Source organism: Devosia limi DSM 17137, assembly GCF_900128975.1.
Lineage (GTDB): Bacteria > Pseudomonadota > Alphaproteobacteria > Rhizobiales > Devosiaceae > Devosia > Devosia limi.
The window spans coordinates 63,567-76,281 of record NZ_FQVC01000001.1; the positions used below are offsets into that span (position 1 = coordinate 63,567).

10 protein-coding genes are annotated in these 12,715 nt (G+C 62.7%); 6 read left to right on the plus strand and 4 right to left on the minus strand.

What is annotated here, in order from left to right; translation table 11 throughout:
* From alr to BUA69_RS00335, 5 genes are all read left to right on the plus strand, one after another.
* The gene (alr, locus tag BUA69_RS00315) at positions 1–1,119 is read left to right on the plus strand and encodes an alanine racemase (RefSeq protein WP_046134334.1); all 1,119 of its coding nucleotides are present in this window, start codon (positions 1–3) and stop codon (positions 1,117–1,119) included.
* Between the two features lie 165 nt (positions 1,120–1,284).
* A complete protein-coding gene (gene radA, locus BUA69_RS00320) occupies positions 1,285–2,691 on the plus strand; it encodes a DNA repair protein RadA (protein WP_046134335.1) in 1,407 nt (468 codons plus the stop codon).
* A 153-nt stretch (positions 2,692–2,844) separates the two neighbouring features.
* Complete coding sequence (locus BUA69_RS00325; protein ID WP_046134336.1) at positions 2,845–3,459, plus strand: CvpA family protein; 615 nt, start codon at positions 2,845–2,847, stop codon at positions 3,457–3,459.
* A gap of 191 nt (positions 3,460–3,650) precedes the next feature.
* A complete protein-coding gene (gene purF / locus BUA69_RS00330; protein WP_425283926.1) occupies positions 3,651–5,111 on the plus strand; it encodes an amidophosphoribosyltransferase in 1,461 nt (486 codons plus the stop codon).
* Entirely contained in the window at positions 5,111–5,854 is a 744-nt protein-coding gene (locus BUA69_RS00335) for an SDR family NAD(P)-dependent oxidoreductase (protein WP_046134338.1), read from the plus strand. The genes purF and BUA69_RS00335 overlap by 1 nt, the downstream gene beginning before the upstream one ends.
* Before the next feature lie 126 nt (positions 5,855–5,980).
* On the opposite strand, the gene BUA69_RS00340 is transcribed toward BUA69_RS00335, so the two are convergent.
* The 3 genes from BUA69_RS00340 to BUA69_RS00350 all read right to left on the minus strand — a co-directional run bounded on the left by BUA69_RS00340 (position 5,981) and on the right by BUA69_RS00350 (position 9,638).
* Positions 5,981–7,243: a hemolysin family protein gene (locus tag BUA69_RS00340; protein ID WP_046134411.1), complete on the minus strand. Its 1,263-nt coding sequence runs from the start codon at positions 7,241–7,243 to the stop codon at positions 5,981–5,983.
* A gap of 135 nt (positions 7,244–7,378) precedes the next feature.
* Positions 7,379–8,830: a ribosome biogenesis GTPase Der gene (gene der / locus BUA69_RS00345; RefSeq protein ID WP_046134339.1), complete on the minus strand. Its 1,452-nt coding sequence runs from the start codon at positions 8,828–8,830 to the stop codon at positions 7,379–7,381.
* A 40-nt stretch (positions 8,831–8,870) separates the two neighbouring features.
* Positions 8,871–9,638 (minus strand): tetratricopeptide repeat protein, encoded by a 768-nt coding sequence (locus BUA69_RS00350; RefSeq protein WP_052950412.1) that lies wholly within the window; start codon positions 9,636–9,638, stop codon positions 8,871–8,873.
* Between the two features lie 195 nt (positions 9,639–9,833).
* Here BUA69_RS00350 and BUA69_RS00355 point away from each other — a divergent pair, with 195 nt between their 5' ends.
* On the plus strand, positions 9,834–10,988 hold the full coding sequence (locus BUA69_RS00355; protein WP_046134340.1) for an acyltransferase family protein: 1,155 nt from the start codon (positions 9,834–9,836) through the stop codon (positions 10,986–10,988).
* Between the two features lie 117 nt (positions 10,989–11,105).
* Here BUA69_RS00355 and guaA read toward each other — a convergent pair whose 3' ends face one another.
* Positions 11,106–12,677 (minus strand): glutamine-hydrolyzing GMP synthase, encoded by a 1,572-nt coding sequence (gene guaA, locus BUA69_RS00360; protein ID WP_046134341.1) that lies wholly within the window; start codon positions 12,675–12,677, stop codon positions 11,106–11,108.
* Positions 12,678–12,715: the final 38 nt, after the last annotated feature.

Genomic DNA, 12,715 nt, shown 5'->3' on the forward strand with positions numbered 1-12,715 from the left:
ATGGCTTTGGCTTCTGGCCTCGGGGGGCAGCTGACAATCGATCTGGGCGCTTTGGCCCGCAACTGGCGCGCCCTGGACAAGGTGAGCGCCGGATCGCTGACCGCCGCCGTGGTGAAGGCCGATGCCTATGGCACTGGCATTACCCAATCGAGCCGAGCGCTCTATACGGCAGGCGCCCGCTTCTTCTTTGCCGCAACACCCGACGAAGGCATGGCGGTCCGCGCCGCGGTGCCCGATGCCCATATCTTCGTGCTGAACGGGCTCTATCCCGGCGCGGCCAATCTCTATGTGCGGCAGAACCTGATGCCGGTGCTGTCCTCGATGGAGATGCTGGAAGAATGGCTGGCCAAGTGCCTGGAACGCAGCGAGGCCTATCCGGCGGCACTGCATTTCGACACCGGCATGAACCGGCTTGGCTTTCGCCTCAACGAGGCAGCCATCGTGCGCGGGCGGCTGGAGCAATTAGGCTATGCCCCGCAGATGGTCATGAGCCATCTGGCCTGTGCCGACCAGCCGAACCATGAAAAGAACCGCACCCAGCTGGCGCTGTTCCAGTCGGTGATGGCGCAATTCCCGGGCATTCCAGCATCGCTGGCCAATTCGGCCGGGTTGATGACCGGCCGCGACTACCACTTCCAGATGGTGCGGCCCGGCATAGCCCTCTATGGCGGCCGCGCGGTGACTGGTCGCAAGAACCCGATGGCACCAGTGGTGACGCTGCATGTGCCGATCCTGCAGGTCAAGGAGGCGCGTACCGGAGAATCGGTGGGCTATGGCGCGACCTATACCCTGTCGCGTGACAGCCGGTTGGCCATCATTTCCCATGGCTATGCCGATGGGTTCTTCCGCAGCCTCTCCGGCAACAATGTACGGCCGGGCGGCAAGGTGGCGGTGCGTGGGCGCATCTGTCCAGTGGTAGGACGCGTGTCGATGGATCTGCTGGTTGTCGACATCACCGAGCTGGGCCATGACCTGCCCTCTCCCGGCGAAGGCGCGGAGATTGTCGGACCAACGATCAGCGTCGACGATCAGGCCGACGCCGGCGGCACGATCGGCTACGAGGTTCTGACTTCGCTCAAAGGGCGATATGGCCGCCACTACGTCGGTAGCGCCGACTAACGTTCTTCTTTTGTTCTTGCGGGCCGATACCGGCTGTGACATCGTGCAAACCTCGTGGCCCGACGACAAGCAGGGCTTGAGTTTGTAACGGCGGCAATGATCGGGCATGGCGCAACGTCGTCACCCGGTACGCTATCCGCAAAATCCAAATGCTAGGACCCTACCTTGGCTAAAGCCCGTTCCACCTTCATCTGCCAAGCCTGCGGTGCGGTGACCATGCAATGGCAGGGCCGGTGCGACGCCTGCGGCGAATGGAACACCATTGTCGAGGAATTGACCGATAGTGGCGTCGGCGCCGGACCAAAATCGGCCAAGGCCGGCGGCAAGGCGGCGAATCTGGTGCCCCTCTCGGGCGAAACCGAGAGCGCGGCCCGCATCGTCACCGGGCTGGCCGAACTGGACCGGGTGACCGGCGGTGGCTTCGTCAAAGGCTCCGCACTGCTGGTGGGCGGCGATCCCGGCATCGGCAAGTCCACCTTGCTGCTTCAGGCCGCCGCCGCGCTCGCCAGGCAGGGCAAGCGCGTCATCTATGTTTCGGGTGAAGAGGCGGTGGCGCAAGTGCGATTGCGGGCGCAACGACTCGGGCTTGGGGAAGCCGAAGTGCTGCTTGCGGCCGAGACCAATGTCGAGATCATTCTCGCCACGCTCGAAAGCGGACCTGCCCCCGAACTCGTCATCATCGATTCGATCCAGACGCTGTGGACCGACCGCGTGGACAGCGCGCCCGGGACCGTCACCCAGGTGCGCACGTCGGCGCAGGCCCTGACGCGCTTTGCCAAGAAGAGCGGCGCGGCCGTCGTACTGGTCGGGCATGTGACCAAGGACGGGCAGATCGCCGGACCGCGCGTGGTCGAGCACATGGTCGATGCCGTGCTCTATTTCGAGGGCGACACCAGCCATACCTTCCGCATCCTGCGCGGCGTGAAGAATCGCTATGGCGCCACAGACGAAATCGGCGTTTTTGAAATGACGGCGCTGGGCCTTGCGCAGGTGGCCAATCCCTCGGCGCTATTCCTCGACCAGCGCGACGAGGGCGCGGCTGGTTCAGCGGTTTTTGCCGGGATGGAGGGGACGCGTCCGCTCCTGATCGAAATCCAGGCGCTGGTGGCCCCCTCCCCGCTCGGCACGCCGCGGCGCGCCGTGGTCGGCTGGGATTCGGCGCGCCTGTCGATGGTGCTGGCCGTGCTGGAAACGCGATGCGGCGTGCGGATTGGGGCCAATGATATCTATCTCAACGTGGCGGGCGGGCTGAAAATCAACGAGCCAGCCGCCGACCTGGCCGTGGCGGCGGCGCTGATTTCGTCGCTGACCGGCTCCCCGCTGCCGCCCGAGTCGGTCTATTTCGGCGAAATCTCACTGGCGGGCGGAGTCCGGCCGGTGGTGCATGGTTCCTTGCGCCTGCGTGAAGCCGGCAAGCTCGGGTTCAAATCGGTCTCGACGGGGCGGATGGCCGCAGCTGACAAGACCCACGGCCTCGAGGTTTCCGAGTATACGGCACTGAGCGAACTGGTTGGACGCATTGCGGCGAATGGCAAGCGCAAGCCGCAGGAAGAAGACATCGCGGCTGAATAAGCCGCCGCTAGCGCGAAGACTGGCGTTCATTTCCATGCTTTTTGGGAACATCAGCCCCTGAGGGGCCGCACTGCCCTTGGCAGCGGTCTTCAAAGCGGCTAAACGAAGCGCCTGACGGGGCTCGGGGCGACAATTGGAGCGGGCGAGTAGAATATGCTGACAGCGTTCGACGTTGGTATCGGGGTGCTTGTGCTGATTTCGGCGATCCTCGCCACGGCACGTGGGCTCACCCGCGAAGTGCTTTCGCTTGCCACATGGGCCGGCTCTGCAGCCATCGCCATTTACATGTGGCAATACCACCCTGAGATCGCCCGGCAATATATTGCCGAGCAGGTCGTGGCCGATATCGCTACCGTGGTGGTGACGTTCATCGTCGCCCTCATCATCCTGCATCTGCTGACCATGCGCATCGCCGATTTTGTCGTCGATAGCCGCGTCGGCCCGATCGATCGCACCCTGGGCTTTGTGTTCGGCGTGTTGCGCGGCCTGCTGATCGGTATCGTCATCACGATTTTCGGCACGTGGCTGCTCGGCAACAATCTGCCGCCATGGGCCAAGGAATCGCAGACACTGCCGCACCTGAGCAATATGGGGAACACCTTGATCTCCATGCTGCCGCCCGGCCTGGAACAGCAGGTTACCGAGATCCTGAAGGGCGGCACCGGGCTGACCGAGGATGTCGATGGCACTGCCATCCCGCTTGACGAGGGCACCGACGCGACCGAGGACGGCTCACCCGACGCTGTGACGCCCCCGGCGGCGATCTGATAGAATTCCGGCGAGCGCTTGCGTTTGCCTCTTCAGGCCCCACCTTCTACGCTCGGCATGGGGCCGAACAAGTTTGGCGATGGTGCTTGCCCTGCGCCATCGACCGCCGCCCCCGGCGGCAACAGTCCTGCGGTTGAGGCAGCATTGGAATGGAGAGCCCGGTGAACCATCCGAGCGACGACTCTTTTGACATGTATGGCGACACCCTGCGCGAAGAGTGCGGGGTGTTTGGCATTTTGGGACATCCCGATGCGCCAACGCTGACGGCGCTGGGGCTGCATGCGCTGCAGCACCGCGGTCAGGAAGCTGCGGGGATCGTCACCTTCGACGGACGGCAGTTCCACTCGGAACGTCAGCTCGGCCTTGTGGGTGACCATTTCACCGATCCGGCAACGCTGAAGCGCATTCCAGGCCATATGGCCATGGGCCATGTGCGCTACTCCACCACCGGCGAGACCATCCTGCGCAATGTGCAGCCACTGTTCGCCGAACTGGAAGTTGGCGGCATTGCTATCGCCCACAACGGGAACCTGACCAATGGGCTGACGCTGCGGCGCAAGCTGATCGCGCAGGGCGCGATCTGCCAGTCGACTTCGGATACCGAGGTCATCCTGCACCTGATCGCGCGGTCGCAGCGCACCTCTTCTTCGGACCGGTTCGTTGACGCAATCGGCGCGGTCGAAGGCGCCTATGCCATGGTGGCGATGACGCGCACCAAGTTGATCGGCGCACGCGATCCGAATGGTATTCGCCCGCTGGTGCTTGGCGATCTCGACGGTAAGCCGATCTTCGCCTCGGAAACCTGTGCTCTCGACATTATCGGCGCCAAGTTCGTACGCGACGTCGAGAATGGCGAAGTCATTGTCTGCGAAATCCAGGCAGACGGCACGGTGACGATCGAGTCGCACCACCCGTTCCAGCCGCGGAAGGAACGTATCTGTCTCTTCGAATACGTGTATTTCGCCCGGCCGGACTCGGTCGTGGCCGGGCGCAGCGTCTATGCAGCCCGCAAGCACATGGGCATCAACCTGGCCAAGGAAGCACCGGTCGAGGCCGACGTGGTGGTGCCGGTGCCCGATGGCGGCACTCCCGCGGCCATCGGCTATGCGCAGGCCAGCGGCATTCCGTTCGAGCTGGGCATCATCCGCAATCACTATGTGGGCCGCACCTTCATTGAGCCGACACAATCGATCCGTGCCTTTGGGGTCAAGCTCAAGCACTCGGCCAATCGCGCCGAGATCGCCGGCAAGCGGGTCGTGCTGATCGATGACTCGATTGTGCGCGGCACGACCTCGCTCAAGATCGTGCAGATGATCAGGGAGGCCGGCGCCAGCGAGGTGCATATCCGCGTCGCCAGCCCGATGATCTACTTTTCCGACTATTACGGTATCGATACGCCGGACCCGGAAAAGCTTCTGGCCAACCAGCACAAGGACCTTGCCTCGATGTGCAAGTTCATCGGCGCAGACTCGCTGCAGTTCCTGTCGATTGATGGCCTGTACGATGCTGTGGGCGGCGAGCCACGCGACAACAAGGCGCCGCAGTTTACCGACCATTACTTCACCGGCGACTATCCGACGCAGTTGACTGACCTCAACGGGCGCTCCAAGAACGAACCGAAACAAATTTCCCTGCTACGAGAGGCCGGTTAATGGCTCAGGCACAGCTTGCACAAGATCTGGCCGGTAAGGTCGTCCTCGTCACCGGCGCGTCGCGCGGGATTGGCTATGCTACGGCTCGCGAAGCGGCCAAGCGTGGCGCTCATGTGGTGGCCGTCGCGCGCACCGTGGGCGGGCTTGAGGAACTGGACGACGAAATCCAGGACATGGGCTCCTCGGCTACCCTGGTACCGCTCGACCTGCGCGATGGCGATGCCATCGACCGGCTGGGCGCAGCCATATTTGAGCGCTGGGGCGCCCTCGATGGCCTGATCGCCAATGCTGGGATGCTCGGCACACTATCCCCCCTGCCCCATGTGGCGCCGGAAGACTTCGAAAAGGTGATGGCCGTCAACGTGACCGCCAATTTCCGCTTGCTGCGCTCGACCGATCTGCTGCTGCGTCAGGCCGATGCAGGACGCGCGGTGTTCGTGTCCTCGTCATCGGCACGCTCGGCCCGGCCCTATTGGGGGCTCTATGCCGCCAGCAAGGCTGCGGTGGACGCCATGGTGAAGTCCTATGCAGGCGAGGTCGAGGCGACCAGCGTGCGCGCCAACGTATTCTATCCCGGTGCTGTGCGCACCGCCATGCGTGCCAAGGCCATGCCGGGGGAAGATCCCGAGACGCTGCCGGCCCCATCCGAAATCGCGCCGAAGCTGGTCGATATGATCAGCCCCTCGCTGAAGGAAAACGGTCGGCTGTTCGATATGCGCACCGGCGCGTTCGAGGACCTCTAGGGCCTTTAGAGCTGGATTGCCCGGACAAGCCGGGCAATGACGGTGGATGGGGTTGCGACCTCCAAGAAATAGCTAGGGCGCGGGTTCTGTGGAACCCGCGCCCTTTTTGCATTCAGGCCGGTCGCGCTATTCGATGCGCGTCATCAGCACCTTGTCGATACGGCGGCCGTCGAGATCGACAACCTCGAATTTCCAATCGCCATGCACGAAGGTTTCGCCTTCGGCAGGCAGACGGTTGATGATGGACAGGACATAGCCGGCCACGGTCTCGAACTTGGCGTCGCGCTGGATGGCAATGCCCAACTTGTCGCTGAACTCGTCGACGGGCATCCAGCCCGCCACCAGAAAGGACCCATCTTCCCGGCGCACCAGTGCTGGATCGTCGCCGGTCTCTTCCTGGAACACGCCGGTAATGACTTCGAGGATGTCCCCCGAAGTGACGATACCTTCAAAGTGCCCATACTCGTCCACGACCAGTGCCATGTGGACAGTCGAGTTCCGGATGGCGCGGACGACGTCGAGAGCATCGGCGTGATCCATCACCACCGGCACGGGCTGGACGAACTTGCGGATCTCAAGTGGCTGGCCATTGGCGAAGACACTGATCAGATCAGTGATGGCGACGACACCGATAATCGAATCGGAATCGCCATCCTGCACCAAGAGGCGCGAGCGGTGGGTCGTGACGATGGTCTTGCGGATTTCGTCCAGATCGTCCGAGAGGTCGATCAATTCAACATCCAGACGCGGGGTCATCAGGCCGCGCGCCGAGCGGTCGGCAAGGCGCATGACGCCCGAGATCATCGAATGCTCGTCGCTTTCGATAACACCGGCCGTGGTGGCCTCGGCGATGATGGTCTTGACCTCTTCTTCGGTCACGGTCTCCTCGGACTCGCCGGACTGCCCCAGCAGGGCCAGGACAGCCTTGCCCGAGACGTCGAGCAGCCAGACGATAGGCGAGCCGACAGAGGCCAGGAGCTTCATGGCGGGGGCAACGCGGGCGGCAACGCCTTCGGCATCGCGCAGGGCGATCTGCTTGGGCACCAGTTCGCCCAGAATCAGCGAGGTATAGGTGATCAGCACCACCACGACACCGACGCCCAACACGTCGGCGACATTGTTGGCCACGCCGACGGACTGCAGCCAGCCGGTCAGACGCAGGCCCAGCGTGGCACCGGAAAAGGCGCCGGACAGGATGCCGACAAGGGTAATGCCAATCTGGACGGAAGACAGGAATTTGCCGGGGTCTTCGGCAAGGCGAATGGCTATGGCCGCGCCTTTGTTGCCGTGGTCGGCCATGGTGCGCAAACGCGCGGGACGGGCAGATACGACCGCCAGTTCAGACATCGCCAACAGACCGTTGACAATGGTGAGAACGACGACAATCAAAATTTCTACGAACAAGGTCTCATCATGAATTGCGGCCCCGCACTCAGCATCGGGTCGCTTTGGACGACGTAGTTATTAAGGCAATTCCGGGCGCAGCACCATGGGTGTTGATAAGTGCCGCGCCCGACCTTCGTCTTAGCCCAGGCGGCGCTTGCTGACGTCGTCATAGGGGTTAGTGCTGCCAGCGCGCACCCAGAGGCGAATCGGCGGCCCCTGAATGTCGAATGCCTCGCGCAGGCCATTGGCCAGGTAACGCAGATAGGATGTCGGCAGCGCTTCGGGCCGTGAGGCAAACAGGATGAAGCTCGGCGGCCTGGTCTTGGCCTGCGTCATGTAGCGGATCTTGAGGCGACGGCCGGAGACCGCCGGAGGCGGATGCCCCTCCACCATGCCAGCGAGCCAGCGATTGAGGCGCGCTGTCGAGACGTGTGTGTTCCAGCTGCGCTCGATCTTGAAGATCGCGGCCATGAGCTTGTCGATGTTCTTGCCGGTCAGCCCGGAGAGCGTGACCAGCGGAACGCCCCGAAGCTGCGGTAGCAAGCGCTCGCAGGCTTCCTTGAGCGCCGCAAGATGAGCGTTCTTGTCCTCGATGAGGTCCCACTTGTTGACCGCGATGACCAGCGCCCGCCCTTCCCGCTCAACCAGATCGGCCAGCGCCAAATCCTGCTTTTCGAACGGGATGGTCGCATCAAGCATCAGGACGACGACTTCGGCATACTGGATCGAGCGCAGGCTATCGCCCACTGCAAGCTTTTCGAGCTTCTGCGTAACGCGCGCCCGGCGACGGATGCCTGCAGTATCAACGAGGTTGATCACCCGGCCTTCCCACTCCCACGGCACCAGGATGCTGTCACGGGTAATGCCGGCCTCAGGGCCAACGAGAACCCGGTCCTCGCCCACCATACGGTTGATCAGCGTCGACTTGCCGGCATTGGGACGCCCCACGATGGCGACATTGAGGTAGCGCTTGGGGTTCCAGCGCAGCGTGGCCTCGTCGCCCTCGCCTTCCAGCATGTCCTCGGTGATGTCGACATCAACCTCTGGCATGGCATCGAGATCGGCGATTTCCTGGGCTTCTTTGTTGGCCGCCGCAGCGTCAATGGCCTGGGAGACGATGGAATAGAGCTCGGAGAGCCCAAGACCATGCTCGGCAGACAGCGCGATAGGCTCGCCAAAGCCCAGCTTGAAGGCCTCGACCAGCCCGGCTTCAGCAGCGCTGCTTTCGGCCTTGTTGCCAACCAGGTGGACGGCCTTCCCGGCCTTGCGCAGTACCTGGGCGAAGCGCTGGTCAAGCGGCACCACACCGGCACGCGCATCGATCATGAACAGGATGACATCAGCTTCCTTGATGGCCAGCTCGGTCTGCTGGCGCATACGGTCTTCGAGGCTGCCATCGGTGACATCCTCGTAGCCGGCGGTATCGAGGACCCGGAACGACAAGTCGGCGATGTGGCCCTCGGCCTCGCGCCGGTCGCGGGTAACGCCCGGCGTATCGTCGACAAGAGCGATCTTGCGGCCGACGAGGCGGTTAAACAGGGTCGATTTGCCAACATTCGGGCGACCGACAATGGCTACGGTGACGGTCATAGAAAAGTATTCCGATCTGTCGCGATGCTGGAAACGGCCGTCACTGGACGGCCGGTTCAGCCTCGGTGGGGGCAGCAGGTTCAGCGGGGGCCGACGCTTCGGCGGGCGTAGCAGCGGCGTCGGCACCAGCCTGATCAACAGCCTCGGGCGCGATGGCGCCTTCGGCAAGCAGCTGGGCCAGGTAGTAGCCCATCCGGTTGCGGACGGCGCTCTGGGCCAGCGGGTCATTGACCACGGCTTCGAAATTGGCCTGGGCGGCGGCGAAGTCACCAGCCTTGAATTGAGCGAGGCCAAGGGCTTCCCGCGCCGCATTGCGGAACGGATGACCTTCGGTGGCAATGGTGCCCACACGGGCCTCGACATCGGCGACTGTGCCAGCATCGACCATCAGCGTGCCGGCCAGGACCAGAGCCAGTTCGCGCAGGCGCTGGTTGGACTGGGTATTGGCCAGGGCGTCATAGGCGGCGACGGCGTCGGTGACCTTGCCATCCTTGGCGAGCAGGCCGGCCTGGCTGAACTGGGCCAGTGTCGCGTACTGGCCTGAACCGGTTGCAGCCAGGTCATCGAGGGCTGCCTGCGCGGCGGCGAGATCGCCGCCATCGGCCAGATCGAAGGCCGCATAGAGCTTGTCCGAGGAGGCGGCAGAATTGGAATTCTGATACCAGGTCCAGCCTTCATTGACGGCAACGAGCACGACGACGCCGACTGCGGCCCCGATCACGAAGGGGGCGAAACGGCGCCAGAGCTTGCGCATCCGCTCGGAGCGCAGTTCCTCATCGACTTCGCGAAAGATGTTATCCTGGGACATGCCTGCCTGATGGTCTTGAGCTGAATTGCGCGCACAATTAACACGCCACCTCAGGATTGCAAATGCGGCGGCGCCGCGCGGCGCAAACCGATAGTGGGAAGGCTAAAGCTTTACCTATTAAGCGTATGAAAGGGATAGCAATTCCTGCGCGTTCCGATCTGGATATGATGCGCGCAAATTACAGAGTGCGCGCAGATGACCAAGGGCCGGGTCGAAACCATCGATGTTTTCCGCGGTATCGCCATCCTGCTGGTGGTGATGTTCCATTTCACCGCCCGGCTCCCTGCCAGCGCGCTCAACATCACCGAAGGCGCTCCCATCCCTGTGTTCTTCGGCTGGGTGGGGGTCTATTTCTTCTTCACCATCTCCGGCTACTGCATATTCATGACGCTGGAGCGCTCGGCAACCGTCGGCGTGTTCCTGGCGCGGCGGTTCTCGCGCATCTATCCGGCGTTCTTTGCGGCTGTGCTGCTGCTATTCGTGTTCGGGCTGGTGGCGCATGTGCCCAGCGTGCCGGAAGCCAAATTCCATGTGGTGGCGCCGAACCTGGCGGATGTCGCGATGAACCTGTTGTTTGTCGGCGAGATCGGCGAGTGGGTCGACGGGGCGTTCTGGTCGATTGCCGTCGAGGTCAAATTCTACCTGCTGGTGGCGGTCCTGGCCGGAATGTTCACCGATCCGGCGCGATTTACGCGGGTGTTCGCGGTGCTGGCTTTGGTAATGGCCCCGATCTGGGCGGTGTCGACACTGTTTTCGGTGGCGGATAGCGGGCCGATCACGCCGCAATCGCTGCTGAAATTCCTGACCATCGCACCCTATCTGCCGTTCTTTGCCATCGGCATTCTTGGCCGACAGGCCCAGAGCGGGACCATGCCGACGCGCGGCTTGATGATTGCCAATGTGCTGCTGGCGACGGCCGTGGTGTGGATCGAAGCCTATTCGTTCGAGCTGCATGATGGCTGGGTGATCGCCACGGCCTGCGCCGCCGCCTTCCTCGCGCTGACGGCGCTGTTCCTGCGCTTTGCCGCTGGCAAGTCGATCCCCAATGTGCCGCTTCTGTCCTCGGCGGTGGCCAAGGTGGGGCTATTGAGCTTTTCCTGGTACCTGATCCACGAAAATGTCGGGATCAGCTTCCTCGCCACGCTCGACCTTTACATGCCTGCCTGGCTCAGCCTGGTGCTGGTGATGATTGCGACATTCTGCATCGCCATCGTCTTCGCCAATCTGGTGGAATGGCGCTTCCGCAAGCCGGTGGAAGGGTTTGCGATGGCAGTGCTGGATTGGATCGGCCGGCGTTGGAACCGCCTGGCGGTGCTGCGCACTGTGCCGGCGAGCAAACCGGCGCAGTAGCATCAACAGACAGCGCGAGGCCGAAGTCTTTCGCCGGCGCGCTCAGTGCAATGAAGCAGCTGAAAGTGCCGCCGGGCGAATGACAAAGTCACTGTGACCGGCGGCAACCATAGCGGCTTATTCCCACTCGATCGTGCCAGGCGGCTTGCTGGTCACGTCATAGACGACACGGTTGATGCCCCGCACTTCATTGATGATGCGGGTCGCGGTCTTGCCGAGGAAGTTCATGTCGAACTGGTAGAAATCGGCTGTCATGCCATCGACCGAGGTCACGGCGCGCAGGGCGCAGACGAACTCATAGGTGCGACCGTCGCCCATGACGCCAACGGTCTGCACCGGCAGCAGCACGGCGAAAGCCTGCCAGATCTTGTCGTATTGGCCCGACTTGCGGATTTCATCGAGATAAATGGCGTCGGCCTTGCGCAGGATATCCAGCTTTTCGGGCGTGATGCCGCCCGGGCAGCGGATGGCGAGGCCGGGACCTGGGAACGGGTGGCGGCCGATAAAGCTTTCCGGCAGGCCCAGTTCGCGGCCAAGGACGCGAACTTCGTCCTTGAATAGCTCACGCAGGGGCTCGACCAACTGCATGTTCATGCGTTCCGGCAGGCCACCGACATTGTGGTGGCTCTTGATGGTGACCGAAGGACCGCCAGTGAACGACACGGATTCGATAACATCGGGATAAAGCGTACCCTGCGCCAGGAACTGTGCGCCGCCGAGTTTTTCAGCTTCCGCTTCAAAGGTTTCAATGAACAGGCGACCAATGATCTTGCGCTTGGTCTCGGGATCGGACTGCCCATCGAGCTCGCGCAGGAAGAGTTCGGAGGCGTCCACATGGACCAGCGGGATATTGTATTCGTCACGGAACATCGTGACGACCTGTTCGCTCTCATTGAGGCGCATCAGGCCGTGATCGACATAAATGCAGGTGAGCTGATCGCCAATGGCTTCGTGGATCAGCACTGCCGCGACAGAGGAGTCGACGCCGCCGGAAAGCCCGCAGATGACCTTGCCGGTGCCGACCTGGGCGCGGATCTTTTCGATCATCTTGCTGCGATAGGCAGCCATGGTCCAGGACGAGGCGACACCACAGATAGTGTGGACGAAATTGGCATAGAGCTTGGCGCCATCGGGGGTGTGGACCACCTCGGGATGGAACTGCACGGCCCAGATGCGCCTGTCTTCGTTGGCGATCATGGCGAAGGGAGCATTAGCCGAAGTGCCAACGACTTCAAAGCCTTCCGGGAGCGCGACGACGCGGTCGCCATGGCTCATCCAGACCTGGTGCTCGGTGCCGAGTTCCCAGACGCCGTCATAGAGGGCGGAGCGTTTTTCCACCTTGACCTCGGCGCGGCCGAATTCGCGGTGATGTCCCGCCTCGACCTTGCCGCCCAGGGCCATGCAGAGGGCTTGTTGCCCATAGCAGATGCCCAGGATCGGAACGCCGGCATCGAGGATGGCCGGATCGATTGTGGGGGCGTTTTCGTCCAGCGTGGACGCCGGGCCGCCCGAAAGGACGATGCCCTTGGGCTGCAGGGCCTTTACGGCCGCGCCGGCTTGCTGGAACGGATGGATTTCGCAGTAGACGCCGGTCTCACGAATTCGACGCGCAATCAGCTGAGTGACTTGCGATCCGAAGTCAACAATGAGAATTGTGTCGTTTGCGGAGGCTTGATCTGGGTGCTGCATGGCGAGGCTTTAGCTTCACTCGGCAGATTCCGCAAGCC